Source organism: Nocardiopsis oceani, assembly GCF_054777395.1.
Genome location: NZ_BAAHAR010000012.1, coordinates 14,889 through 40,158, shown reverse-complemented (window position 1 = coordinate 40,158; position 25,270 = coordinate 14,889). Strand labels below are relative to the sequence as shown.

Genomic DNA, 25,270 nt, shown 5'->3' with positions numbered 1-25,270 from the left:
GCGCAAGGGAGCGGGCGCGCCGGTACCTTCCGGAGCGCGTCTGTGTGCGCCGCAGCAGTCCGGCGGGTCCGCGTGCTGGTCAGAGCCCGAGCAGGGTGCGCAGGTGGCGCGGGGGCGGGTTTCCGTGGGCGAGCATGGTGTCATGGATCCGCCGGAGCGGCTCCTCCGGGCGCTGCTGTGCCAGGTCACGGGCGATGTCCGAGACCTCCGAGTAGCCGACGTAGTAGGTGGAGAGCTGGGCGCTCGTGAGCAGGGCGCGCCGCCACTTACCGACCGCTTCCCCCTCCTCCTGGTGGCCGCGTTCGGTCAGCAGGGTGATCGCTCCGGCCTCGGTGAGGTCCCCGGCGTGCACGCGTACGTCGAGGATGGCGTTGAGGATCATCCGCAACCGCAGCTTGAGCTGGCCCAGGCGCACGGCGAGATTGTCACGGCGGGCGGCCTCGTCGGTGCCCTCGGACCAGCCGCGTCCGGCGAGGACCTCCTCGACGTGGACCGCCCAGCCCTCGACGAAGGTCCCGCTGTTCAGGGCGGACCGCACCCGGGTGTGGCCGTCGTGGCGGGCGGCGTGGGCGAGCTGCAGCGCGTGGCCGGGCAGCGCCTCGTGGATCATCAGGTTGCGCAGCATGCCGCCGTTGTACTCGCGCAGGAAGGACTTCTGGCGCTCGGCGCTCCAGTCCTCCGGCGGCGGCGCCACGGCAATAAATGTGGGCTGACGCCGAAGGCGTTCGTTTGAGGGTGGTGGCGGGCGACGGGTGGGCGTGGGCTGACGCCGAAGGCGTTCGTTCGAGGGCGGTGACGGGTGGAAAGGGGCGTCGGAGTCGAGCGGGCCCGGAGCGTCGCAGTAGGCGACGGCCACACCGCGGCGGGACTCGGGCATCGGGATGACGCTCACCGGGTCGTCGTACACCGTGGCCAGGTCCAGATCCCGGACCCGCGAGTAGAGGTGCGCCAGGGCGTCGGTGCAGGCGGGCAGGACACCGTCGGCGTCGATGGTGTGTTCGTCCGCCAGGGAGGCGAGGACCTCGGCGACCTGTCCGGCGCGGCGGGGCCGGCCCTCGTACTCGGCCGCTGCCTCGGCGATCGCCTCCTCCGTGGCCAGGAGGTCGCTCTCAGCGCGCACCAAAAGGGCGTCCGGTGAGAGTTCGGAGTCCAAGGTGTACCAGAGCTGGGCGGCGAACTGGCGGGCGCCCAGGCGGGGGTCCGCTGTGGCGAACTCGGCCTCGGTCCGCAGCCACGAGGTGTACTCGTCGAGCGCGGCCAGGGCGGCGTCGCGGGCCGTCTCGACCTTGGAACGGAGTTCGGGATGCTGCGCGGCCAGGGCCGGGACGTCGTCGGTGAGCATCGTGCGAGCGCCCGCCAGCTGGCCCAGGGCGGTCTCCACGTGCACGCGGGGCATGCCGGGCCCTTCGGACAACCGGGCGCGCGCGGTGTCCAGGTAGGCGGGCAGGGCGTTGCAGCGCGCGGCCAGCGCCTCCAAGCGTTCGGGCACCGAGAGGCTCTCTCGTTCCAAGAGCGCGTGGACGGCCTCACCCGGTGAGTGGAGAAGCGGGTCCCAGGCGTGCGGGCGCAGCTCCGTGGTGTGCCACAGGTCTGCGCTGATCCTGGTCCGGAGCATCTCCAGGTCGACCAGGTCCTCCGCCGGGATGAGGTCGGGGTCGATCTCGTCCAGCGAACCGAGTGCGTCGGTGAGCATGGAGATCCGACGGGCGTCGCCCTCCACCGAGTAGTCGGTGAGCCGGTGGGCACCCCGGGTGTCCCCCAGGTCCAAGGCCCACTCCGGGGAGTCGGCCAGGAGCGCGTCGAGCACACGCTCGGCGACGTCTCGGAACCGTCGGGTCATCGCTGCGGCGTCGGACTGGGAGGAAGAGCTCATCCCGCCATGATGCCAGCACAGCGGCCTGCCTGAGGCACACGGCCTGAGCCCGGTTCCCGCGTGGCGGGAACCGGGCCGTGCTCTGTGCGGGACCCCGGCCCGGGACTGAACCCGGTCAGCGCCAGGAGTTCTGACCCCCGGTGGAGGTGGGCTGCTGCCCGCCAACGCCCTCGGGGTCCCCCACCGTGATCGCGTGCTCGACGAGGGTGATGAGCGTCGACTTGGTGGAGGCCCGGTCCCTGGCGTCCACCTGAACGATGGGGATCTCCGGGCTGAGTGTCAGAGCGTCCCGGACCTCGTCCGCGGCGTGGGGGTAGTAACTGTCGAACCCGTTGATCGCCACGATGAAGGGCAGTCGCGCCTCTTCGAAGTAGTCGATCGCGGGGAAACAGTCGGCGAGACGGCGGGTGTCCACCAGCACGACCGCACCGATGGCGCCTTTGACCAGATCGTCCCACATGAACCAGAACCGGTGCTGTCCGGGCGTACCGAACAGGTACAGGATCAGGTCGGAGTCGAGGGAGACGCGGCCGAAGTCCATCGCGACGGTGGTGGTCTGCTTGTCCGGCGTCTTGGCGAGGTCGTCCACCCCGACGCTGGCGCTGGTCATGACCGCCTCGGTCGTCAGAGGCACGATCTCGGAGACTGAGCCAACGAATGTCGTCTTCCCGACACCGAAGCCCCCGGCGACGACGATCTTGACCGACGTCATCGCGTTCCCCCCAGCACCGCCTTCCTCGGCTGGGCTAGAGCTTGCGAAGTCCACTGAGCACCCTTTCAAGCAGGTTGGTGTTGGGGCGAGAGTCGTTGTTGAGCGAAGACCTGATCTGGAGCAGTCCCTGCTCGGACATGTCCGCCACAAGCACCCGCGCCACACCGAGCGGCATCCGCAACAGTGCGGAGACCTCCGCCACGGAACGCCATTCCTGGCACAGGTCGCTGATCGCCTGCCATTCCGGCGTCAGCGTCCCTGACTCGTGTCGAGCCGCCGCCGTGGCCGAGATCAGTGCTTCCAGTGGAAGCTGCGACTTCGGCTTGGTGCGACCCTTGGTGACCGCGTAGGGGCGCACCAGCGAACTGGGGGCGCTGCCCTGCGCGGGTCGTTGGTCATACGGTTGTTGGATTGGTCGAGGAACATCTCCGCCGCCCGGCACGGCCGGCATCCCTCCGCTTGGGGGGTTGCCCGGCTGTTGACCGAACCACGAGGCGCTCCCGGCATCTCTACTGTGAGGTGCCACCACTTCCTCCTGTCGGTGGTGGATCAGTGGATTCCCGAGGTGCGCGCCGTTGGTGTCAGCGCCCGCCCCGCCCGCTCGACGAGCAGGGTCATCTCGTACGCGACCAGGCCCAGGTCGCTCTCAGCCGCCGCGAGGACCGCGAGGCAGGAGCCGTCGCTGATGGCCATGATGAGCATCAGCCCCCGCTCCATCTCCACGACGGTCTGTGCGACAGCCCCACCCTCGAACACCCGGGCAGCGCCCTGCGTCAGGCTGGACAGACCAGAGGCGATGGCCGCCAACTGGTCGGCCCGGTCTGCTGGGAAGCCCGCGGACGACGCCAACGGTAGGCCGTCAGAGGAGACGACGATCGCGTGAGCGACGTCGGGCACCCGGTCGGCAAAGTCAGTGATCAACCAGTTGAGTTCATTCACCTGTCGACTCATCTGATCTCCTGTCCAAGTTCGCCGGTCGATCTTTCGGCACTGCTACCGCCGGCACGGCATGTGACAGCACTGCCTTTGCGAGCTGCCCGGCCCCTCCCGTGGGGGAAACCGGGAGTCTGGTGTTCCGCTCTCGTGAAGCGATGGGTGTGGTGCGTCCGAGAAGCTCGGTAGATGCTAATGCATCCTGCTTCCGCGAATAAGGGGGACCCCGTCCCACCACTGGCCACTTGGGTCACTCCTCTGTCGAACTGTCGCCGAGCCGGTTCCGACCGTCACGGACCCCCTTCTGGAATCCCGAGAAGCGGTTGCGGACACGGTCCGCGCTCCGGGTGGGCATCTGCTTGAAGTTATCCGGCTTCGGTGCGGTCCCAGGAACAAGGTTTGCCTTGGGAACTCGTTTTGGCAAGCCCGATGTGGTGAGACCGCCCGCGAGCGGCTCTGCCGCGGTCCGCGCGGCCTTCCACCCGCGGTCTGCCGCAGAGTTCCAGTCCTGCTCCGAGCTGGGGCTCGGTCCGCCATGCGAAGCGGGCTCCTGGCGGGTGCGCTGGCCCTCCTGGGGCGGGGACACCTGCTGGATCGGGCCGGTTTCGGTGGTGTCCACGGTGGGCCCTCCGGTACGGCGCTTGAACCAGTTGGACTCGATCGCGTCGAAGATCGGCAGCGAGTCGGAGCCCCCTCCGGCCGGGGTGGGCGGGACGACGGTGTTGTTCGGCCCCTGGCCGCCACCGTAGCGGCGGGAAAGGTAGGCCGTGGAACCGTAGCCCTCGCGGTCACCGCCGGAGCCCCAGCCCCCCGTGTCGTTGGGGTCGGGCTGCGGGTTCGGCTGCGCCTTGTGGGGCTGCTGCGCTCCTGTGTCCCAGGTCGAGGCGGATACGGCCGGGAAGGTCTCGGTGTTGTCCTCACCGCGGGCCGGGGCCGCCGGGCTCCCGTAGGAACCGGTGTCGTAGGAGCCAGCCTGGTGGGAGCCGGTGTCGAACGCGTTGGAACGGCTTCCGGCACCACCGAAGGCATCGTAGGTTCCCGTGTCCTGCGGGTCGGCCTCGGTGGGTCGGCGGAAGGCACCGGTGTCCGTCGTGGGTCGGCTGAACGAGCCCGTGTCGGAGGCGCGCCGGAACGTGCCGCTGTCCGGACCGTTGAACGACCCCGTGTCGGCGCCGTTCCGAGGAGCCGGGTCGAACAGGCTGCGGCCGTTGTTCTCCGGCTGCGGCTCGTCTTCCACCGGCACGTCGTAGGGGTCCACGACCGAACCGCTGTGGGCGGCGCCGTTGTTGGGCGACAGGCCCTCGGCGCGCTTGGGCGGATCCCAGACGGACCCGGAGCTCGTGCTGTTCCACAGGTCCTGGCCGCTGGGCGGGTGCTCTTCGGCACGGGCACCCCCGGGCTTGCGCTTGGGCAGGCCGCCCATCTCGCTCGGGGAGGCACCGGACTCCTGGCTCTGCCAAGGGTCGTTCGGCTCGTGGGCGGCCGGTGTGGCGGCGAAGGCCGCCTCCGCGTCGGCGAAGGTGTCCGGCGTTCCCGCGGAGAGCTCGGGCCGCCCCCCGGCCCCGCCCAGGGCGTGCTGGCCCTCGACCGGGGTGATGAGCAGGTCCGGCGGGAAGATCACGCTGGCGGTGGTACCGCCACCGTGCGCCTCACGCAGGTTCATCCGAATGCCGTGGCGGTGTGCCAGGCGGGAGACCACGAACAGGCCCATGCGGCGCGAGACCGCGACGTCGATGACCGGCGGGGCGGCCAGCCGGGCGTTGATCGAGGCCAGGTCCTCCGGGGCCATGCCGATACCGCTGTCGGTCACATCCACTTGGACGGATCCGCTGTCCAGGATCTTGGCGCTGACCAGGACCTCGGTGTCGTGCGGGGAGAACGCAGTGGCGTTCTCCACCAGCTCGGCGACGAGGTGGATGACGTCATTGACCGGGCGGCCGAGGACCGAAATGTGGGAGGGGGCGCGGACGTTGACGCGCTCGTACTGCTCGACCTCGGAGACGGCGCCGCGGAGGACGTCGACCAGCGGGACGGGCTGTGCCCACTTACGGGTGTTGTCCTGGCCGGACAGCACCAGAAGGTTCTCGTTGTTGCGACGCATGCGCGTGGCGAGGTGGTCCAGCTGGAAGAGGTCGGAGAGGCGGTCCGCGTCCTGCTCGGACTGCTCCAGACCGTCGATCAGCCGCAGCTGCCGCTCCACCAGGGTCTGGCTTCGGCGGGAGAGGTTGACGAACATCGCGTTGACGTTGCTGCGCAGGGCGGCTTCGTCGGAAGCGAGTGTCAGGGCGACCCTGTGGACGTCGTCGAAGGCACGTGCCACCTCGCCGATCTCGTCCTGGGTGTGCACCTCGATGGGGCTGACGCGGACGTTCTCGGGGACCGCCCCGGCCTCCTGCATCCGGTTGATCGAGTCCGGGAGGTCGCGTTCGGCGACGCGGCGCGCCCCGTCCTCCAGTGTGCGCAGTGGGCGCACGAGCGACCGGACCACGAGCGAGGTCAGGATGAAGACGGCCAGGAGCACGCCCGCGACGATGATCAAGTCGATCCCGGTGCGGATCAAGGCCTGGTCGCGCAGCTGGTTGGCGTCGTCCGCGATACCTCCCGCGATGTCTTCCTCGACCAGCTGGAGGCGGTCGAGGGCGACGTCGGCAATGGCGGCGTAGTCTTCGGGGCCGTCGTTGTCGGTCACACCGGTGAGGGGGTCCCCGCGTTCGGCGCGGTACATGACGCGCATACGCATGGTGGAGACCTGGCTGACCTCCAGGCCGGTGAAGTTCTCGTCGAACACCGCCCGCTGCTCGGCCGATGCGGACTGGATGAAGTTCGAGATCTCGTTCTCGTACCGGGCTCGGCTGGAGTCGATGGCCTCGGAGATACCGCCGGTCATCGTGTTGCGGGCCAGGGAGTGACCCATCAGCGCGGTCTCGTAGGAGAGCTGGTCGCGAGCGTTCGACAGCGCGGTGAGGGCGCGGACGCTCTCCCGCAGTTCGGTGTCGTTGGTCTCGTCCGCGATGGTCTGGTTGAAGTCGGAGAGCGAGCGCGCGACCGTCCGGTACTTCGTGACGACGGGGAGGACCGTGATGCGGGTCTCGTCGACCTCGGTGCGCAGGGCCTCCACCGTGGAGAGCTGGCTGCGCATCGTGGACAGGCGGGTCTGTGCCAGCTCGCCGTCCATCTCGCCCAGGTCGTCCAGACGGGCGGTCAGGGTGCTCTGAAGGTCGCGGGAGGAGTCCCGTTCCTCCTCCATCTCCTGGCGGAGGTCGTCCGAACGCCGGTTCGGGTCCGCGTTGTCGGAGATGTACACGGCGCTGGCCGTGCGCTCACGGCCCAGCTGGTTGGCCAGGTCCACGATGAGGACGCCCACTTGGGCCCGGTCCTCGATGTGGGCGTGGGTGACCGTGGAGACCGAAGCCTCGTAGACCCTCAGCCCGCCGAGCGCTAGCGCTACGGCAGTGGGAATGACGATGAGGGCCACCAGTCGGGAACGCACCCGCCAGTTACGTGGCCGCCACCAGTTGGCTCTGCGCCGGGGCTTGGCATCGGCGTTATCGGCCTGCGCTGCCTCGCTCTGCGCGCTGGCGCCGTCTTTCGTCGCTCGTGTCGACACGGACCCTCGCAACCTTTCGTGTCACCGCCTCGAACGGCTGTTGAACCCAGGGGTTGGACCGCTCCGGACCGGAAAATCGGTATAGACCACAGTGGTCCACCGGATGGATACAGCGGTGGGAATGTGGGGAGATGTGCAGACTGTCCGCCGGACTCGCCTGGGAGGAGAGGCGCCGCGCACCAACACTGTCGAGGTGCGCGTGCGGTGGATAGCGTACCAATGGGCGAGAAGGGCTCGCTTCGGACGTATGACCCTGATTGGCAAGATCATCTTCGGCCGCCCGCGCCCATAATGCCCCCTCTGTCCGCATTATGACCAATCCCCCAGGTCAGAACGGGGGACCGAAAACCGCGCGGACATTGAGGTAACTATTTGGACACACCGTCAACTTCCTCACCAAGGGCGCCTGTCCGTGACATCGTGTCACGACGTATACGCAGGTCCTGAGGGGGAAGCTGAAATGCGTGGCTCATCGCGCCCAAAATCGAACACGCACGGTTATCTCAACGTCACCAGCGGCTCTCCTGCCAGTTCACCTCAGTCCGCCGCAGCACCGGGCATTTCGGTCAGCACCTTGCTCCCCCTGAGTGCGGCCCTCCTGTTCGCGCTCACTTGCGCCGCACCGGGCGCCGCTCAGGAAGCCGCGGAAAACGACCCTGCCGAGGCGGGCACGGAGACCGTGGACGGCGAACCGGAAGAGGGCACCTTGGGCGTCCTCCGGGTGGAACTGGCGGAAGCCCGCGCGGACGTGGCCGCGCTCCGTGAGAGCGCCGTGGAGAAGATCGACCGGTACAAGGACGAGCGCGCACGCCTGGACGAACTCACCGAGGAACGTGAGGCCGCCGAGTCGCGTGCCGAGAGCGCCGAGGACCACCACGAAACCGCCCGGTTGGGCGCGGCCAGGCAGGCCGCCAGCGCCTATAAGGGCGGCGACCTGAACATGGTGCACGCCTGGACAGGGCCCGAGGGGCCCGCGGAGGCCCTGGAGCGCGGGGCCCTCCTGTCCCTGTTCGGCAAGCACCGCTCCGCCGACCTCGACCGTGCCGAGGCCTCCCGGATCGCGACCGACACCCTCGCCGACGCCGCCGGGACGGCGGAACAGGATCAGACCGAGGCCACAGAAGCAGCCGACGCCGCACGCGAAGCCGCGCAGGAGGCCATCGACGAGCAGGAGGAGCGGGCCAAAGGCCTCCTGGAGGAGCAGACCAAGCTGGAGGCGGCGTTCGCCGACTCACAGGACACCGACAGCGAGGCGGAGCGCCGCGACGAGGCGCTGACCGACGCGCGCGCAGCCGTCACCGACGGGGACGGCGAGGTGTCGACCACTGACGGAGCGGGGGACGAGAACCCAGCGGAGTCCACGGACGGGGACGGTGGCTGCACCGACACCGTGACCGACGGTTTCGACAACGGCCAGATCCCGGAGTCGGAACTGTGCCCGCTGCCGCAAGCGGGCGAGCAGCTGCGCGCGGACGCCGCCGAGGCCTTCATCGAACTCGACGGCGCCTTCCACTCCGAGTTCGACCGACCCATGTGCGTCACCGACTCCTACCGGCCCTACCACGAGCAGGTGCGCCTGTTCGAGGAGATGCTGCCCGGTATGGCGGCCGAGCCCGGAACCAGCGCGCACGGCCTCGGCATCGCCGTGGACCTGTGCGGCGGCGTGCACGAACTCGGCAGCTCCGAGCACCAGTGGATGCTCGACCACGGGCCCGACTACGGTTGGGACAACCCGGACTGGGCCCGGGGCGGATTCGAACCCTGGCACTGGGAGTTCACGCCCTGACACCGTGTCGGCCAGCCCTCGGACCGTTCAGACCTGGGAACCGACCCTGACCTCGAAGGTGCCCAAGTCCCCCGCGTCGACGAAGAGCTCGTCGTCGGCCTCCAGTGCCGGGGTGGTCACCGGCAGCAGGGCCCGGACCCGCGCGGGCCCGGAGAGCAGCCACGTGTGGGCGGGATCGACCAGGCCCCGCCCGTTCTCCAGCTCGTCGACCGAGGTACTCAGCTCCACCACCTGCCCATCCACCTCGTCGGCGGTGGTCACGACGGGCCCCAGGCTCAGCTGCACGGCCTCGCCCAAGGCGTCCAGCCACAGGCAGGCGGGCGTGTAGGCGCTCGCAGCTCCCGTGCCCCCGGCCAGGGCCGCGACGCCCACACAGGCAGTACGGGCTTCGGGAAGAACCGCGTCGTCGACCCCGCGGACCATCTCGGGGTGGATCTCGAACTCCCGGTCACCCGCGAGCACCGGGACCAGGGCCGTGGGCTGGATCGGCGCGCACATGCGGGCCTCGGGTTCGACGATGATCTCGATCGCCGCCTCCACGGCCCGCTCGAAGGCCGCGGCCAGCTCGTCGTGTCCGCCACCGAGCAGTTCGTCGAGGCTCGCCGTCTCGGGGCTGCCCATCACGTCACCGTCGTCCAAGGCGCCGACGCGCGCGCCGCCACCACTCGGTGATAGATAAGTTACCCAGCGCAATGCATTCTCCTCATCAGCGAGAGGGGCTCCAACGGGCTTCCTGGGCCGGGCTTCCCGGTCCGGCCGACCCCGCCCGACGACGTCAGCGTAGCCAGCGTGGCAGACTCAGCCGCCTCGGCCGACTGTGCGTGGCGGGGTCCTCAGGGGACGACGACCGGGCTGTGCTCCTTACCGGTTCCGGCACAGCCGCGGCAGGGTTCGTCGATCCGGATCCAGACGATCACCCCGCTGCCGTCCCGGTGCGGCCGCTCCGGCCGCCACCATCCCGTCCCGGAGCAGAAACGGCACTCGACGCCGTCACGGTCACACCATCCGCAGGCGGAGATCGCGCACCTGGCGTGTGTCGGTACTCGCGTCGGGTCCATGCACTCCCACCGTTCCCCCGAAATCGTGACCAGCCTTGCACAGTGGGTACACACGAGTCCAGAGGGGAGGGCCGGACGAACGTCCGGGTCAGCGGCGGTGGGCGGGACCCGGTACCGGTTCAGCCCGATTCCCGCACGACCAGGTGGGTGTCGAGCAGGATCGTCTCGGCCTCGGCCGTCCGAGGGATCGCCACGTCCACCAGCAGCCGGGCGATTTCCCGACCCATCTGAACCGTGGGCTGGTGGACGGTGGTCAGCGGCGGATCGCTGTGCTGGGACATGAGCGTGTCGTCGAACCCGACCAGGGCGATGTCACCCGGAACGGACAGGCCGCGTTCGCGCAGGACGCGGATGGCGCCGATGGCCATCATGTCGGAGCCGACGAAGACCGCGTCCGGGTCGCCTCCCTGGTCCAGCAGCCGGGCCATGGCCCCGGCTCCTCCGTCGACGCTGAAGTCACCCTGGACCACGAGGTGGTCGTCGATCTCGTGCCCGCTGGCGGCCATACTCTCGCGGTAGCCGCGGAAGCGCTGCACACCGGCGTTCATGTCCTGGGGTCCGGTGATGTGGGCGACCCGGCGGCGCCCGCTGTCCAGCAGGTGCTGGGTGGCCACGCGGCCGCCGTCGACGTTGTCGATGTCCACCAGGAATGGCGCGGGTTGGGCCTCCGAGTAGGGGCGGCCGCCGTGTACCACCGGCACACCGGCGTCGGCCAGGCGCGTGGTCAGGGGATCGTCCCGGTGCAGGGAGACCAGGAGGGCGCCGTCGACGTGTGAACCGCTGAGGTACTCGCCGACGCGCTTGTGCTCGGCCTCCCCGCGGGCGGTGGTGAGCATGAGCTGCAGGTCGCGCTCGTGCAGCACCGAGCTCACTCCGCGGATCATGTCCGCGAAGAAGGGGTCCGCGAACAGGCGGTCCCTCGCCTCGGAGACGACCAGCGCGACCGTGTCGGTCCGCCGGGTGACCAGGGTGCGCGCCGCGTGGTTGGGGCTGTAGCCCAGTTCCGCGACCGCGTTGTGCACGGCCTCACGGGTCCGTTGACTGACCTGGGGCGATCCGTTGATCACGCGGGAGACCGTGCCGCGGCCGACCCCGGCCCGCTCTGCCACCATCTCCAGGGTCGGTCGTTGCCGACCGCCGCTCTTGGCCACTTCTAGGCTCCTTGGACGTTGTGGCGCCACCAGGACCGGCGGCGCATGCGTTGTGCGCTCCCTCGCGGCGGGAGGGAGCCCGCTACGAACGCGTGTGGGGCGCCCCGCCGGGGCGCCCCACGAACACTCGTGGTTTACCGCTCAGGGAAGCGGCTGGTTCTGGCCAGTTCCGCGTACCAGTGTCCAGTGTCCTTCACGACGCGCTCCTGCGTGTCGTAGTCGACGTGGACGATGCCGAACCTGCGGGAGTATCCCCATGCCCACTCGAAATTATCCAGAAGTGACCAGGCGAAGTAGCCGCGCAGTGGCACACCGGCGTGGATGGCCTCCTTGGCGGCCCTGAGATGGCCCTCGTAGTAGGCGGTGCGGTCGGGGTCGTGAACCGCGCCGTCCTCGCTGACGGTGTCCTCGAAAGCACATCCGTTCTCCGTCACGTACAGGTCGATCCCGCCGCTCTCCCCCGCCAGGCGTTGGAGGACGTCGAAAAGGCCGGTGGGATCGATCTCCCAGCCCATGTGGGTGACGGGCAGCCCCTGAGAAACGTGCACCTCGTCGGGGTCGGCGCCGAGCCAGGCTTCGCCCTCGCCGCTGACCAAGGCGGGGTCGAGCCCCTTGGCCGAACCCGCGACGAACTCGGGTGAGTAGTAGTTGACGCCCAGGAAGTCCAGCGGCGTGGAGATCGTCTCCAGGTCGCCGTCCAGCACGAAAGAGAAGTCGCTGATCTCGGAGAGGTCCTGGAGGACGTCGGCGGGGTAGGCGCCCTTGAGCAGGGGGTCGGTGAAGATGCGGTTGCGGACACCGTCCGCCCGGCGGGCCGCCCGGGCGTCGGCGGCGTTGGCTCCGTGGGGCCGGATGACCGCCTGGTTGTGGGCCATGCCGACCTTGGCGGAGTGCCCGGTGGAGCGGATCGCCTCGGCGGCGAGACCGTGCCCGAGCAGGAGGTGGTGGGTGGCGGCCAGGGCAGCGGGTGCGTCCCGGTGGCCGGGGGCGTGGTGGCCGTTCTCGTAGCCGAGGAAGGCCGCGCACCAGGGTTCGTTGACGGTCATCCAGTGGCTCACCCGGTCACCGAGGGCTTCGGCGACGATCCTGGAGTACTCGGCGAAGTGGTGGGCGGTGTCGCGGGCGGGCCAGCCGCCGGCGTCCTCCAAGGGCTGGGGCAGGTCCCAGTGGTAGAGGGTCGCCCAGGGCTGGATGCCCGCTTCCAGGAGGCTGTCGACCAGTCGGTCGTAGAAGTCCAGTCCCGCTTGGTTCACGGTCCCCGACCCCTCGGGGACGATGCGGGGCCAGGCGATGGAGAAGCGGTAGGCGTCGAGGTTGAGCCGCTTCATGAGCGCGACGTCCTCGGCGTAGCGGTAGTAGTGGTCGTCGGCGGGGTCGCCCGTGTCCCCGTTCAGGACCTTGCCGGGGGTCTCGGCGAAAGTGTCCCAGATACTGCGGCCTCGCCCGTCGGCGGTGGTGGCGCCCTCGATCTGGAAAGAGGCGGTCGCCGCCCCCCAGAGGAAGCCCTCGGGGAAATCGTTCGGATTACTCACTGCTTCAGTACGCACCTTCCATACTTTGGGAGCGCTCCCATTCACCGAATCAGACGCATCCTTCGAAGTCAACGGAGTACAGCACCCCCGAGACCCAAACGTTACCGGGGTCGCTCGGCCGCGCCCGCGGCCCCGGTGGGAGCTCCCACCGGGGCCGGTTCGTCACTCTTCTCCGCCGACCGGGAGCACGATGCCCTGCCAGCGCTCCTCCATGAAGTCGCGCACCTCAGGCGTGTGCAGCAGTTCGTTGAGCCGGACCAGGTCCTCGGCCTCGGCATCCTCCGAACGCACCACCAGACCGTTGGCGTACGGGTTGTCCTCGGTCTCCTCCCAGGCCAACACGTTGGCGGACTCGGTGAGGTCGGCCTCCAGCGCGTAATTGCCGTTGACCACCGCCGCGTCCACGTCCTCCAGGGAACGCGGCAGCTGCGCGGCCTCCACCGGGGTGATCGCGATGTCGTGCGGGTTCTCCTCGACATCCTCCTCCGAGGCCTGTCCCTCCGTACCGTCGGCCAGACCGATCACGTCCTCTTGGTCCAGGAGCTGGAGCGCCCGGTCCATGTTCGAGGCGTCGTTGGGAACACCGATCTCGGCGCCCTCGGACAGCTCGCCCAGGTCCTCGAACTCCTCCGAGTACAGGCCGAACGCCTCCAGGTGCACGTCCGCCACATAGGTCAGGTCCGTGTCCGGGTTGCCCTCGAGGTACTCCTCCAGGAACGGGACGGTCTGGTAGTAGTTCCCGTCCAGCTCGCCCTCGGCCAGCGCCGCGTTCGGCTGGTTGTAGTCGGTGTACTCGACCACCTCGATGGCCAACCCTGCCTCGGCCGCCAGCTCGTCGTCGACGAACTCCAGGATCTCCGCGTGCGGCAGCGGGGTGGCTCCGATCCGCAAGGTCACCACGTCGTCGTCACCGCCGCCGTTGTCGGCGGCCCGCTCGCTGGGGCTGCCGCAGCCGGCGAGCAGGACCGCAGTGGCGCCGACCACCGCAGCCCCCCTCAACGCGTTCGCACTCCCTGTCATCGCTCTCTCCTTGCCGTTCGATCCGTACCGCTTCGGAAGGGGGATGCGGGGGTCGGGAACCGGGGTTCGAGGGGTCGGTTGCCTTCGGCGTCAGCGCCGGGAGAGCCTGCGCACCACCAGGTCGCCCAAGCTCTGCACGACCTGCACGATGACGACCAGCAGGATCACGGTGGCCCACAGGTAGTGGTCGTTGAAGCGCTGGTAGCCCTCGCGGATGGCGAGGTCGCCCAGACCGCCGCCGCCGATGGCCCCGGCCATGGCCGAGTACGAGATGAGCGTGACCACGGTCATGACCAGGCCGGCGATCAGGCCGGACATCGCCTCGGGGAGCATCACCTTGCCCACGATCGTGAACTTGCGGGTGCCCATGGCGTGCGCGGCCTCGATCACTCCGCGGTCGACCTCGCGCAGGGAGGTCTCCACCAGGCGCGCGAAGAACGGGATGGCGCCGATACTCAACGGCACGATTGCGGCCGTTGGGCCCAGGGTGGTGCCGACCAGGAGCCTGGTCAAGGCCAGCACCGCGACCATGAGGACGATGAAGGGCAGGGAACGGCCGATGTTGACCAGCGCGCTGAGCACGGCCCGCACGGCCGGGGCCGGGACCAGGCCGCCCTTGTCGGTGGCGACCAGCAGCACACCCAGCGGGAGGCCGAAGAGGACGCTGAAGACGGTCGCCCACCACACCATGTAGATGGTGTCCTGGGTGTTCAGCCAGAGGCTGGGCCACATGTTGGGCCAGTCCAGGAAGAAGTTGGTGATTGCGGAAGCGGCACCCCCGCCAGCGAGGACGAGGGCATCTGCGGGGTTGATGGTCACTTTCCGGCCTCCTCGACCAGCAGGCCGTGCTCGGACAGGTAGGTGAGCGCGTCGCGTCGGCGCTCACCACGCATGTTGACGCTGAGCCGACCCACGGACTGCCCGGCGACCTGCTCCACGCCGCCACCGAGGATGTTCACGTCCACGTCGAAACGGCGGGTGAGTTCCGACATGAACGGCTCGTCGAAGGAGCGCGGGTAGGTGATGACCACCGTCTCCGGGCCGCCGTTGTCCGGAAGGGGGAAGAGCGAGCGCGCCAGCAACGAGCCCGGCGTTCCGATGAGGTCCAGCACCCGGCCGGACTCCCGGAACTCACCGTCCTCCATGATCGCCGCGGAATCGCAGATCCGCTTGATCACGTCCATCTCGTGTGTGATCAACAGGATGGTCAGCCCCAGCTCGTCGCGCAGGCGGCGGAGAAGGGACAGGATCGAGTCGGTGGTGGCCGGGTCCAACGCCGAGGTGGCCTCGTCGCTCAGCAGCACCTTGGGGTCCGAAGCGAGCGCACGGGCGATACCGACACGCTGCTTCTGACCGCCGGAGAGTTGGGCGGGGTAGGCGCGTGCCTTGTCTCCCAGCCCCACCAGTTCGAGGAGTTCCCCCACGCGGGCGGCCCGCTGCGCGCGGGACACCCCGGAGACCTCGAGGGGGAACCCCACGTTGCCCGCGACCGTGCGGGAGGAAAGCAGGGCGAAGTGCTGGTGCACCATGCCGATACTCCGCCGCGCCGCACGCAGGCGGGAACCGCGCAGAGAGGTGAGCTCCTCCTCCCCCACGCGTACGGTGCCGCTGTCCGGGCGTTCGAGGAGGTTGACCGAGCGCAGGAGAGTACTCTTCCCCGCACCGCTCTGGCCCACGACCCCGAAGATCTCGCCGGACTCGACATGCAGGTCCACGCCGTTCAGGGCGTGCACCTGGCGGTTCTTCAACCTGTAGGTCTTGTGTAGACCCACTGCGTCAATCACGGATTTCCCATCGACGTCTGGCGGTGGTGTCCAGCGGCTGCCCTCGGGCAGGGGAGGGCTCTGGACTCAGCCTGGATGTGACGCCCACTCACGAGCGTACGAAGCGCTCGGCCGGCGGACGTCGGCGACGCGCCGGTGTTTCCGGCGGTCAGGGCTCGGAACGGGCGGCCCGTGGGCGGGCCCGAGACCGGCTCCGGCGTGTGGTGCCCGGTACGGCGCGTGTCAGAACTGGCGCGGCACCGGACAGCGACGGGGCAGCCGACAACGGCCACCGGGCAGCGGAACACACCGCCGGGTGGTGTCCGCCCTGCAGGCGGGGGTCGCTTTACCGTGCTCAGGAGCCTTCACGCCACCCACTCAACCATGGCGAGAGCGGTCGATCCGGCCAAATGCCGAGCCTGTATGTGGTTAGTTATGCCACATCGCGGCCTCTATTGGGAGATGGAATCAGCCTGTCCCTCCCGAAGGGCCGCGCGAGTGCCTACACTCTTGAGCATCCCGTGACTCTCCCCGCCGCAGCGCGTCGTGAGTGCCGAGGGCCAGGCAGCTCCTAAGGCGGCCGCGCGCCCCGCCCGGGTAAGACGAGAAGACGCGCCCACAGCGCCCCCGTGCCCGCAGGGGACGCGTGTGAGCCCAAGGAGCGACCACACCGTGCAGCCCGAAGATCCGAGCCGAGTGGACGACTACGCCGATTTCTGGGCCCCCGATCCCTCCGACTACACGTGGCGGGAAGCCCTCGCCGACGGTATCGAGCTCCTGCCTGCCGTTCTGCGCCCTGCACGGACCCGGACCGCCGTGCTCGCCGCTTCCTTCGTCGCCATCGCGTTCACGGTGCCCGTCTCCGCCGCGGCCGCCCTGGCTCCCCACTTCGCGCCCCAGGAACCGGAGAGCATGAGTGACCTCCAGTCCCGCGCCGACGAGCTGACCGACGAGTACGAGGGCGAGCTGCGCGACATGGAGGCCGTTCTGGAGGAGGCCGAACGGGCGGAGGACCGCGCCGAATCCACGCGCGAGGACGTGGAGGAGGCCCGTGACCAGGTGCGCTCCCTGGCCGTGGCCACCTACACCAGCAGCGGCATCGACCCCTCCATGTCACTGTTCGTCGAGGCCGAGCCCGAAGAGGTCATCGACCGCGCCATGATCATCGACTACCTGTCCACCACCAACCAGGACAAGATCGACCAGCTCGACCAAGCGCTGTCCCGTGACGAGGTGGCCCAAGCCAACGCGGAAGAGCGGCTGGCCGAGGTCGAGGAGGACATGGACGAGCTGGAGGATCGGCGGATGGACGTGCGGCGCCTGATCGCCGACCACCCGGACCAGCCCATGCAATCGCACAACAACCTCACCCCGCGCACGGAGCAGATGCGCGACACGATCATCGAGGAGTTCGGCCGCGGCGACGACGTGGGCGGCGTGGGCTGCTTCCGGGAGGAGGGCGGTTTCGTCGTCGGCGAGCACCCCCTGGGCCGGGCCTGCGACTTCATGCTGCACGCGAGCGGCGGGATGCCCACCGAGGAGGAGGTCCAGCGCGGCTGGGACATCTCCGAGTACGCCATGGACAACGCCGAGGACCTCGGGGTCATGTACATCATCTACCGGCAGCAGATCTGGGACGTGCGCCGGGGCGACACCGACTGGCGCGACATGGCCGACCGCGGCAACCTCACCGAGAACCACTTCGACCACGTGCACATCTCGATGTTCTGATCGCGCCCCCATGGCCACAACCGGTCACAGGTTTCACCCCTTGCCCAGTGGCCACTACCCCTCGCAGTAAGGCACATCACCCGGAAAGGTTTATCGCCCACATCCCGGGACCAAAGGCCTTTTTTTCGGCCGAACTCTATTACCTGGCCCCAATGCGCGATGTCCACGAAACGATGTCACAATTGCGCAACGCCAATGGTGAGTCTCCTCGCGAGAAGCACAAAACGGTGACGATCTTCCCTACTACCCCAGGTCCGCCCTGCCACGGGCCCGGCCCACCCAGTTAGGATGCAACACGTCCCGACCCCTGGCCTGCGGGTAACCGACCCGTCGGCTCCAATCGCGGCGGTCGGCACCCCGTATCACCGGGGACCTCCTCACGACACGGGGAACTCCCGCCCACGCCACCCCGCACTCGCCCGCGGGCCCGGCGCGGAAGCGGGTCCGCCTCCCCCACGGTTCCCCGTGCTGTCATCCGCCCGGCGATCCGCCGACGGTCACCACGGGAACTCGTGAGAACCCACCGGCGCGCACACGCGTCCCAGAGAAAACGGTTAGCACATCACCGGGCGAGGGGAGCCATGAGCGAAAACGGACCTTACAACCAGCCACCGCAGAATCCTTACGGTGGCGGGGACGGCACCGGCGGCCAGCCGCCTTTCGGCCAGCCGCAGGGAGGCCCCTACGGCGACCCCGGTCAGCCCGGCCAGCCCGGATTCGGCCAGCCCGGAGGCCCGTACCCGGGCCCAGGCGGCCCCGGGCAGGACCAGGGCATGTACTCCGGCGGCCAGCCGCCCTACGGTCCTCCTGGCGGTCCCGGCGGGTTCCCGCCCCCCGGACAGCCTCCCCAGGGCGGTGGCGGTAGCAAAGCCGGCCTGTGGGTGGTCATCGGCGGCGGCGCGATCATCATCGTCTTGGTGATCGCCGTGGTCGTCATGCTGGTCACCAACGGCAACGAAGGTGATGAGGTCGCGGCCGGCCCCGACGAGACGTCGCAGACCACCGACGACGAGGAAGAGAACGAGCCCGACGAGTCGGGCGACGAGGAAACCACGACCGAGCCCGACGGCGACGCCGGTCCCGCCGGTGAGCCGCCCTTCGAGGTGCCGACCGAGCCCTGCGACGCCGTGACCGACGAGATCTCGGCCAACTTCCTGATCGCCGATGGCGGCGACAAGTCGGTCTCCGACAACAGCGCCCGCTGCACCGGCCGCGGTGACGCCCCCGAAGGCAACGGCGACGACGCGACGGGCAGCCTCCGGATCATCTACGAGGTCCCCTACACCGCGAGCGACTCCACCGAGCGGGCCGGAGAGGACTTCCAGCGGTCGGTCGACGACTTCACCGGCGAGGGCAGCTACGCCATGTACGAGGCCGAGCACCTCGAGGAGAGCAACGAGATCGACGGGCTGGGCGACGAGGCCCACTACGTGCACACCAGGAACGACATCCTCGGGGACGCACTCCCCTTCGCCGCTGTGGTGGTGCGTACGGAGAACCTCAACATCCGGGTCGAGTACGAGCTGAACGACGTCCTCGGCGACGACGAAGCCAAGGCGGCTCTCGAAATGCCGAGCGACCTCGAGGACATCATGGTCGACGCGGCGGCTGACGCGCTGAACGTCGTCGGTACCTGATTCCGCTCCTCTCGCTGGAGAGGAACACCCGAAAACTGCAGAGAAAAGGGGGCCGCGGCACGTGCCGCGGCCCCCTTCGGCGTATCCGTCGAGTCTCGCGTTGTCGCCTTACCGACCGCGCCCGGCTCCGAGAGAGGGTGACCGGGCGCGGCTGAGCGCCGAAGGCGCTCTAAGGAGTCGGAGACTCCCTGGACGTCCTAGAGGTCAGCTCGCACGCGGCGGACCGCCTCGACCATGTTGCGCAGGGCCTGCTCGGTCTCGGCGTAACCGCGCGTCTTCAGACCGCAGTCCGGGTTGGCCCACAGGTTCCCGGCATCGACGTGCGCGGCCGCCAGGCGCAGTGAACCCTCGATCTCGTCCACCGAGGGCACCCGAGGCGAGTGGATGTCGTAGACGCCCGGGCCGATGCCGCGCTTGTAGCCGCGCCGCCCCAGCTCCTCGACCAGCTCCATCCGTGAACGGGCCGCTTCGACGCTGGTGACGTCGGCGTCGAGCGCCTCGATGCCGCCGACGATCTGGTTGAACTCCGAGTAGCACATGTGCGTGTGGATGGTCGTGCTTCCCGCGACCCCCGACGTGGCCAGTCGGAAGGAGTTGACCGCCCAGTCGAGGTACGCCTGCCGCTGCTCGTCGCGCAGCGGCAGGAGCTCGCGCAGGGCGGCCTCATCCACCTGGATGTGGCGGATACCCGCGCGCTCCAGGTCGGCGACCTCGTCTCGCAGGGCCAGACCGACCTGGCGGGCGGTCTCCCCGAGCGGCTGGTCGGTGCGGACGAACGACCAGGCGAGCATGGTGACCGGACCGGTCAGCATGCCCTTGACCGGCTTGTCGGTGCGCGACTGGGCGTAGGTGATCCACTCGACCGTCATCGGCTCAGGGCGCGAGACGTCACCGAACAGGATCGGCGGACGCACGCAGCGCGAACCGTAGGACTGCACCCAGCCGTTCAGCGTGGTGGCGTAGCCGTCCAGCTGCTCGGCGAAGTACTGGACCATGTCGTTGCGCTCGGGCTCACCGTGGACGAGGACGTCCAGGCCGATGTCCTCCTGGAGCGCGATGACGCGGTCGATCTCCGAACGGAGGACCTGGTGGTACTCCTCCGTGGGCAGCTCGCCGCGGCGGTGCGCGGCACGGGCCCGGCGCAGCTCCGGGACCTGCGGGAAGGAGCCGATGGTGGTCGTGGTGAGCGTGACCTCGCTGGGCGCCCCGCGGTCCTCGGGACGCTCGTAGGCGTCCTTGCCCAGGGCGTCCAGACGGGCGCGCACCCGGGCGTCGGTGAAGGCCGGGGTCCGGGGCTCGGACGCCCCGAGTTCGGCGTCGCCGCCCTCGGAGAGCACGCGGCCCAGGAGGGCCACCTCCTTGGCCTTCTGTTTGGCGAAGGCCAGGGCCTCGCGCAGCTCGGGCGCGAGTTCGGTCTCGGCGTCCAGGTCGATGGGGACGTGGAGCAGAGAGCAGGAGGTGCTCACCGTGAGCTCGTCGCTGAAGCCCAGCAGGGTGCCGAGTTCGGCGACGGTGGCGGGCAGGTCGGCGCGCCAGACGTTGCGGCCGTCCACGACACCCGCGACCAGGCGGGTGGCGCCCAGACCGGTGACCGCGGTGAGGTCGGCGACTCCTTCGTTGTCGGTGACCAGGTCCAGGCCGACCGCCTCCACCGGCGACTCCTTGAGCACGCGCAGGGCGGCGGAGCCGATGGAGCCGAAGTAGGCGGAGACCAGCAGCGAGGGGCGCTCGGTGAGGGCACCCAGGCGCTGGTAGACGCGCTCCAGGTGGCCGACGGCGGCACGGCCCTCGTCGGTCGCCAGGATCGGCTCGTCGAGCTGGACCTCGGTGGCGCCCGCCGCCTTCAGGTCGCCCAGGAGCTTGGTGTAGGCGTCCAGGAGCTGGTCGAGCAGCTCGATGGGCTCCCAGCCCTCGGGGGCGTCGTCGGCGGCCTTGGACAGCAGTAGGAAGGTCAGCGGACCGACCAGCACGGGGCGGGTCTGGAATCCGGCCTCGGAGGCTTCGCGGAATTCGGCGACGGGCTTGTCACCGACCAGGCGAGGCCTGGTGCTCGGGGAGAGTTCGGGGACGAGGTAGTGGTAGTTGGTGTCGAACCACTTGGTCATCTCCAGCGGAGGGGCCCCCTGCTCACCGCGGGCGAGGGCGAAGTAGCGGCGCAGTTGCTCGTCCCGGTCCTCGGCCTGGGCCGGGGAGGTGAAGCGGGACGGCACGAGGTCGAACAGGACCGCCGTGTCCAGCACGTGGTCGTAGTAGGAGAACGTGTTGGAGGGGATGTCGTCCACGCCCGCCTCGCGCAGCTGGGCGTAGACGCCCTTGCGGAGGCCGGCGGCGACAGCGTCGAGCTCCTGGGCGGTGGTGCCGCCCTTCCAGTAGGACTCGCTGGCGCGCTTGAGTTCGCGGTCGGGACCGATGCGCGGGTAACCGTGCACCGTCGAACGAACGGACGGCTGGGAGGCCGCCGAGTTCTTGGCCATGTAGCTTCTCTCCCTCGTCGAAAGCCAGATCCCGGCCGCGAGGTGAGCGAGGACGCGGACACACCGAAACGCGCGCGTCATGCGCGCACGGTCGTCTCCGTCCTCGGCCCTCCCTCGGGGCACGGGACCACCGGCGGCACGGGTGCGCCGCCGGGTGGAGGCAGGTCTTCGGACTCGTGGGCGTTTCCGGCTGCAGAGCCGGCTTTCCTAGCAGTCACCGCTTCCCGGTTTTCCGACTGTTCCGGTCGGTACACCAGTGCTTATGGCGACGGTCGTTCCCACTCACCGCTGCGGGGCAGTCCCGGATTCGCACCGGGTTCCCTCTCTCGACACGCACCACCCGCCCCGGATGGGGTCCGGGGCGAAAAGTATGGAGCGTGTACCTTCCACGACTGCAAGTATAGGGAGAGCCCCCTCCGCCCTTGAACCCGGCATGGCCGCCCCCGGCCACGAGCCGAACCCGGAGCCGCGACGCGAAACCCCCGCCGTGTGCCCGGCATCACACCCGACAACAGAGTTACGTGGGAGAGCGCGCCCCCGCCTCCCCGCGAATGTTCGTCTGACGATGAACGTGGAGAAACACAGGTGAATCAGCAGGTCCGCCCGACGATGGCCCCCGATCGCCCCCTTATGACGGTCGTGATCGCCATAGTCGTCCTACTGGGGCTGGTGTTGTTGGCGACCCGGTCCTCGGGTGCCCTCGGGGAACCGGCCGACGCCCAGAACGCGGCCAACCCACCCGAGGTTGAAGAGGAACGCCTCCCGGCCACCGGTGAACCGGACGAACTCACGACCGTGGACCCCGACGCGGTCTCCGGCATCGACGAGACCGAGATCGACTACGAGGGCGACAGCGACGTCAGCGTCGCCTACCCCGTCATCCCGAACGCCACGCCGCTGACCGACTTCCTGGACCGCACCCTGACCGCCCAGGTGCACGCCTTCGACGCCGCCAACCCCGGTGCGAGTTCGTTCACGGGCGAATGGGGCCTGACCGCGGCCGAAGAGGGGATCCTCGGGGTTCGGATCACCACCGAGGAGACCGACTCCGAGGAGACCCGCGAGGGCAACAGCACCTTCTGGTACGAGACCGAGACCGGCACCGTCCACGGTTCCACCCACCTGCTCGCCGGGCAGGAGGAACTGGACGAGCTCAACGACCAGGTGCGCGAGGCCGTGGCCGACGGCCCCGCCGAGTCCTCCGCCCTGCACCCGATCAGCGCCCTCTACGACTCGGTGGGCTTCAACCCCGACGGTGACCTGGTGGTGGAGTTCGACGCCGGACAGGTCGCCCCGGCCGACGAGGGCCGGATCCACGCCGTGATCGACCGCGACGAGGCCGACGCCCTCCTGTCCGACCTGGGGCTGCGCGTGCGCGAGGCAGCCACCACGGGCGTGCAGGAGTTCTCCGTGGACGAGGCCCCCGAGACGGACAGGGACGGTTCCGCGGAGGGTGCGCCCGGCGAGCTGGCCCCGTACGAGGAAGCTGTGGACTGTTCCGACCCCGACACCGACTGCGTGGCCCTGACCTACGACGACGGCCCCGGCGGCAGGACCCCCGAGCTGCTGGACGCCCTGGACGAGCACGACGCCCGCGCCACCTTCTTCGTGACCGGCCACCCGGTGATGGAGAACCCGTGGATCCTGCGCCGCACCTACGCGGAGGGCCACGAGCTGGCCAACCACACCCTGAGCCACCCGAACCTGACCGAGACCAGCGCGGGGTCGGCCCGCGACAACCTGGAGGCGACCCAGGCCCTGGTGTACCGGGAGACCGCCTACACGATGGACCTGATGCGCCCGCCCTACGGCGCCACCGACGACACCGTCGCCGAGGTCACCGAGGACCTCGGGCTGGCGCAGATCATGTGGAGCGTGGACACCAGCGACTGGAGGGACCGCGATGCCGACCTGGTGGCCGAGCGCGCCGTCGACGGCGCCGAGGACGGCGCGATCATACTCATGCACGACATCCACGACACCACCATCGACGCCTCCGTCGACATCATTCGTGAACTGGACGAACGCGGGTACACCATGGTCACGGTGACCCAGATGCTGGGCACCACCGAGCCCGGCCAGACCTACGACGACGGCCTCCCCGAACCCCCGGAGACGGACGACGAGGAGAACGAGGACGACGCTGAGGAGGATGCCGCCGGCGACGAAGAGTGACTCCCGGTGCGCGATCCCGGCCCGGGGCTGTGTCCACATGTGGTCACAGCCCCGGGGCCAGGGGTGTTGTCGCCTATGTTGCTCCCAGCAGCCGTGTGAGCACCCTGTAATGGGACGAGGGAGTCGGGTTTTGTCGTCGAGGAGAGTTGAACCGGACCGGACTGTTCCCCGGTCCCGGGCGGGCCGCCGCCATCCGCTCTGGCCCGGGGCGATACTGGTGGCGCTGGCCCTGCCCCTGGCCTCGTGTGAGACCGGGGCGGACGGGGGCGACCCGGACCGGCTGACGGTACTGGTGGACGGGGCGGCGGAGGACGCCGACGAGGAGGTCACCGAGTGGCAGGGCGACGCGGAGGACTTTCCCGACCACCCCTATGAGCCCGAGGGGGTGGAGGTCAGCGTGGCCTACCCGGAGCTGGCGGGCGCGGAGGCGTTCACCGAAGCCCTCGCCGCCCGGGTGGACGACGAGGTCCAGGACTTCCGCGCGGGCACCCGCGATCCGGTGAGCCTGGACATCGGTTGGGAGCTGGCCGCAGCCGGGGACGGGGTGCTGGGGGTGCGCCTGTTGCGCACCGAGGAGGACATGCACGGGCTCCGCGAGGGCTACTCGACCTACTGGTACGACGCCGCGACGGACACGGCGGCCTACTCCACCGAGCTCCTGGCCGGGCAGGAGGAACTGGACGAGCTCAACAGCATCGCCCGCGAGGAGCTCGCCGAGGACGAGGACGTGGACGTCGAAGGCCTGTGGCCGGTGCTGCGGACCTACGACTCGATCGGCTTCAACGACGACGGCGATCTGGTCGTGGAGTTCGACGACGGACACCTGTCCCCCATCGTCGAGGAGCACGTGCCCGACGCGGAGCCCGGCCGCAAGACCGTGGTGGTCGAGCACGAACAGGCCGCGCCGCTGCTGTCGGACCTGGGAGAGCGGGCCAGGGAAGCCTCCCTCGTGGACGAGCCCGACCTGGACCTGCCACAGGCCGACGGCGAGGAGGGCGCAGCGGACGAAGAAGAGGCTGACACCGACCCGCCCGGCGTCTTCACCGCCGGTGAAGAGGGCGTGGACTGCTATGACGGCGAGACCAAGTGTGTGGCGCTGACCTTCGACGACGGGCCGGCTGAAGCCACACCGCACCTCCTGGACATTCTGGACGAGGAGGAGGTGACCGCATCGTTCTACCTCAACGGCGGCCCGGTCCTCACCCGTCCGGGGGTACTGCGGCGGACCTACGCCGAGGGACACGAGATCGCCAACCACGGCGACGAGCACGACCCCCTGAACCGGATCGACGACGCCGAGGAGCTGACCGCCCAGGTGGCGGCGGTGAGCGCGATGATCCGCCGACAGACCGGGTACACGGTGGACCTGTTCCGACCGCCCTTCGGCGCCACTGACGCGGACGTCAACGCCGAGGTCGAGGAACAGGACATGGCGGAGATCATGTGGACGGTGGACAGCCAGGACTGGGACGGGCTGGACCCCGACGAGATCGTGGAGCACGTGCTCACGGAGGTCGACCACGGCGCGGTAGTCCTGCTGCACGACCCCCAGCCCGCCACCCTGGTGGCCGTTCCGGAGATCATCGAAGAGCTCCGGGCCGACGACTTCGAGTTCGTGACCACCACCCAGGCGCTCGGCGGCCCCTCGCCCGGCAGGATGTACCCGGACGGCTGGGACGGCGACTGGTAGGCCGCGCAGCACTCGGCACTGCGGCCGGCGGGGCACACAACCCCCACCGGCCGCTTCCGGACGGCTCAGAGCGTTCGAGAGTGCCTCGGGGCTGCCGCGGAGCGTGGATGCCGACGCCCTGAGAGTCT

Annotated in this window: 18 protein-coding genes and 1 riboswitch; of the genes, 5 read left to right on the top strand and 13 right to left on the bottom strand. The window is 69.5% G+C overall.

Going from position 1 to position 25,270, the window contains the following annotated elements; all coding sequences use genetic code 11:
- Positions 1-79 precede the first annotated feature (79 nt).
- The 5 genes from ACYVDG_RS08780 to ACYVDG_RS08760 all read right to left on the bottom strand — a co-directional run bounded on the left by ACYVDG_RS08780 (position 80) and on the right by ACYVDG_RS08760 (position 7,008).
- Positions 80-1,840, bottom strand: coding sequence for a DUF885 domain-containing protein (locus ACYVDG_RS08780; protein ID WP_460748271.1), 1,761 nt, complete (start codon positions 1,838-1,840; stop codon positions 80-82).
- 148 nt (positions 1,841-1,988) lie between these two features.
- Entirely contained in the window at positions 1,989-2,585 is a 597-nt protein-coding gene (locus ACYVDG_RS08775) for a GTP-binding protein (RefSeq protein ID WP_460748025.1), read from the bottom strand.
- Positions 2,586-2,619: 34 nt separating this feature from the next.
- The gene (locus ACYVDG_RS08770; RefSeq protein WP_460748023.1) at positions 2,620-3,036 is read right to left on the bottom strand and encodes a DUF742 domain-containing protein; all 417 of its coding nucleotides are present in this window, start codon (positions 3,034-3,036) and stop codon (positions 2,620-2,622) included.
- A gap of 98 nt (positions 3,037-3,134) precedes the next feature.
- Positions 3,135-3,536: a roadblock/LC7 domain-containing protein gene (locus tag ACYVDG_RS08765; protein ID WP_014909276.1), complete on the bottom strand. Its 402-nt coding sequence runs from the start codon at positions 3,534-3,536 to the stop codon at positions 3,135-3,137.
- Positions 3,537-3,768: 232 nt separating this feature from the next.
- On the bottom strand, positions 3,769-7,008 hold the full coding sequence (locus ACYVDG_RS08760; protein WP_460748268.1) for a sensor histidine kinase: 3,240 nt from the start codon (positions 7,006-7,008) through the stop codon (positions 3,769-3,771).
- A gap of 700 nt (positions 7,009-7,708) precedes the next feature.
- Between ACYVDG_RS08760 and ACYVDG_RS08755 the strand changes: the two genes are divergently transcribed.
- Entirely contained in the window at positions 7,709-8,911 is a 1,203-nt protein-coding gene (locus ACYVDG_RS08755; RefSeq protein ID WP_460748264.1) for a D-alanyl-D-alanine carboxypeptidase family protein, read from the top strand.
- Positions 8,912-8,938: 27 nt separating this feature from the next.
- Here ACYVDG_RS08755 and ACYVDG_RS08750 read toward each other — a convergent pair whose 3' ends face one another.
- The 7 genes from ACYVDG_RS08750 to ACYVDG_RS08720 all read right to left on the bottom strand — a co-directional run bounded on the left by ACYVDG_RS08750 (position 8,939) and on the right by ACYVDG_RS08720 (position 15,444).
- The gene (locus tag ACYVDG_RS08750) at positions 8,939-9,604 is read right to left on the bottom strand and encodes a hypothetical protein (protein WP_460748021.1); all 666 of its coding nucleotides are present in this window, start codon (positions 9,602-9,604) and stop codon (positions 8,939-8,941) included.
- Between the two features lie 140 nt (positions 9,605-9,744).
- Complete coding sequence (locus ACYVDG_RS08745; protein WP_460748019.1) at positions 9,745-9,969, bottom strand: hypothetical protein; 225 nt, start codon at positions 9,967-9,969, stop codon at positions 9,745-9,747.
- 119 nt (positions 9,970-10,088) lie between these two features.
- Positions 10,089-11,120 carry a LacI family DNA-binding transcriptional regulator gene (locus ACYVDG_RS08740; protein ID WP_460748017.1) on the bottom strand — a complete coding sequence of 344 codons (1,032 nt, stop codon included), beginning with the start codon at positions 11,118-11,120 and terminating at the stop codon, positions 10,089-10,091.
- A gap of 134 nt (positions 11,121-11,254) precedes the next feature.
- Positions 11,255-12,652: a GH1 family beta-glucosidase gene (locus ACYVDG_RS08735; protein WP_460748015.1), complete on the bottom strand. Its 1,398-nt coding sequence runs from the start codon at positions 12,650-12,652 to the stop codon at positions 11,255-11,257.
- A 162-nt stretch (positions 12,653-12,814) separates the two neighbouring features.
- The gene (locus tag ACYVDG_RS08730) at positions 12,815-13,672 is read right to left on the bottom strand and encodes a MetQ/NlpA family ABC transporter substrate-binding protein (protein ID WP_460748013.1); all 858 of its coding nucleotides are present in this window, start codon (positions 13,670-13,672) and stop codon (positions 12,815-12,817) included.
- 90 nt (positions 13,673-13,762) lie between these two features.
- Positions 13,763-14,491 (bottom strand): methionine ABC transporter permease, encoded by a 729-nt coding sequence (locus ACYVDG_RS08725; protein WP_460748011.1) that lies wholly within the window; start codon positions 14,489-14,491, stop codon positions 13,763-13,765.
- The gene (locus ACYVDG_RS08720) at positions 14,488-15,444 is read right to left on the bottom strand and encodes a methionine ABC transporter ATP-binding protein (RefSeq protein WP_460748262.1); all 957 of its coding nucleotides are present in this window, start codon (positions 15,442-15,444) and stop codon (positions 14,488-14,490) included. Before ACYVDG_RS08720 ends, ACYVDG_RS08725 begins: the two co-directional genes overlap by 4 nt.
- A gap of 663 nt (positions 15,445-16,107) precedes the next feature.
- On the opposite strand from ACYVDG_RS08720, the gene ACYVDG_RS08715 reads away from it, so the two are divergent.
- The gene (locus tag ACYVDG_RS08715) at positions 16,108-17,166 is read left to right on the top strand and encodes a coiled-coil domain-containing protein (protein ID WP_460748009.1); all 1,059 of its coding nucleotides are present in this window, start codon (positions 16,108-16,110) and stop codon (positions 17,164-17,166) included.
- A gap of 581 nt (positions 17,167-17,747) precedes the next feature.
- Positions 17,748-18,803 (top strand): DUF3558 domain-containing protein, encoded by a 1,056-nt coding sequence (locus ACYVDG_RS08710; protein WP_460748007.1) that lies wholly within the window; start codon positions 17,748-17,750, stop codon positions 18,801-18,803.
- 197 nt (positions 18,804-19,000) lie between these two features.
- Here the strand turns inward: ACYVDG_RS08710 and metE are convergent, their stop codons facing one another.
- A complete protein-coding gene (metE, locus tag ACYVDG_RS08705; RefSeq protein WP_460748005.1) occupies positions 19,001-21,277 on the bottom strand; it encodes a 5-methyltetrahydropteroyltriglutamate--homocysteine S-methyltransferase in 2,277 nt (758 codons plus the stop codon).
- A gap of 156 nt (positions 21,278-21,433) precedes the next feature.
- Positions 21,434-21,618, bottom strand: a riboswitch (cobalamin riboswitch).
- Between the two features lie 268 nt (positions 21,619-21,886).
- Here metE and ACYVDG_RS08700 point away from each other — a divergent pair.
- Positions 21,887-23,452, top strand: a complete 1,566-nt coding sequence (locus ACYVDG_RS08700) for a polysaccharide deacetylase family protein (RefSeq protein ID WP_460748260.1) — start codon at positions 21,887-21,889, stop codon at positions 23,450-23,452.
- A 217-nt stretch (positions 23,453-23,669) separates the two neighbouring features.
- Positions 23,670-25,142, top strand: coding sequence for a polysaccharide deacetylase family protein (locus ACYVDG_RS08695; RefSeq protein ID WP_460748002.1), 1,473 nt, complete (start codon positions 23,670-23,672; stop codon positions 25,140-25,142).
- Positions 25,143-25,270 lie beyond the last annotated feature (128 nt).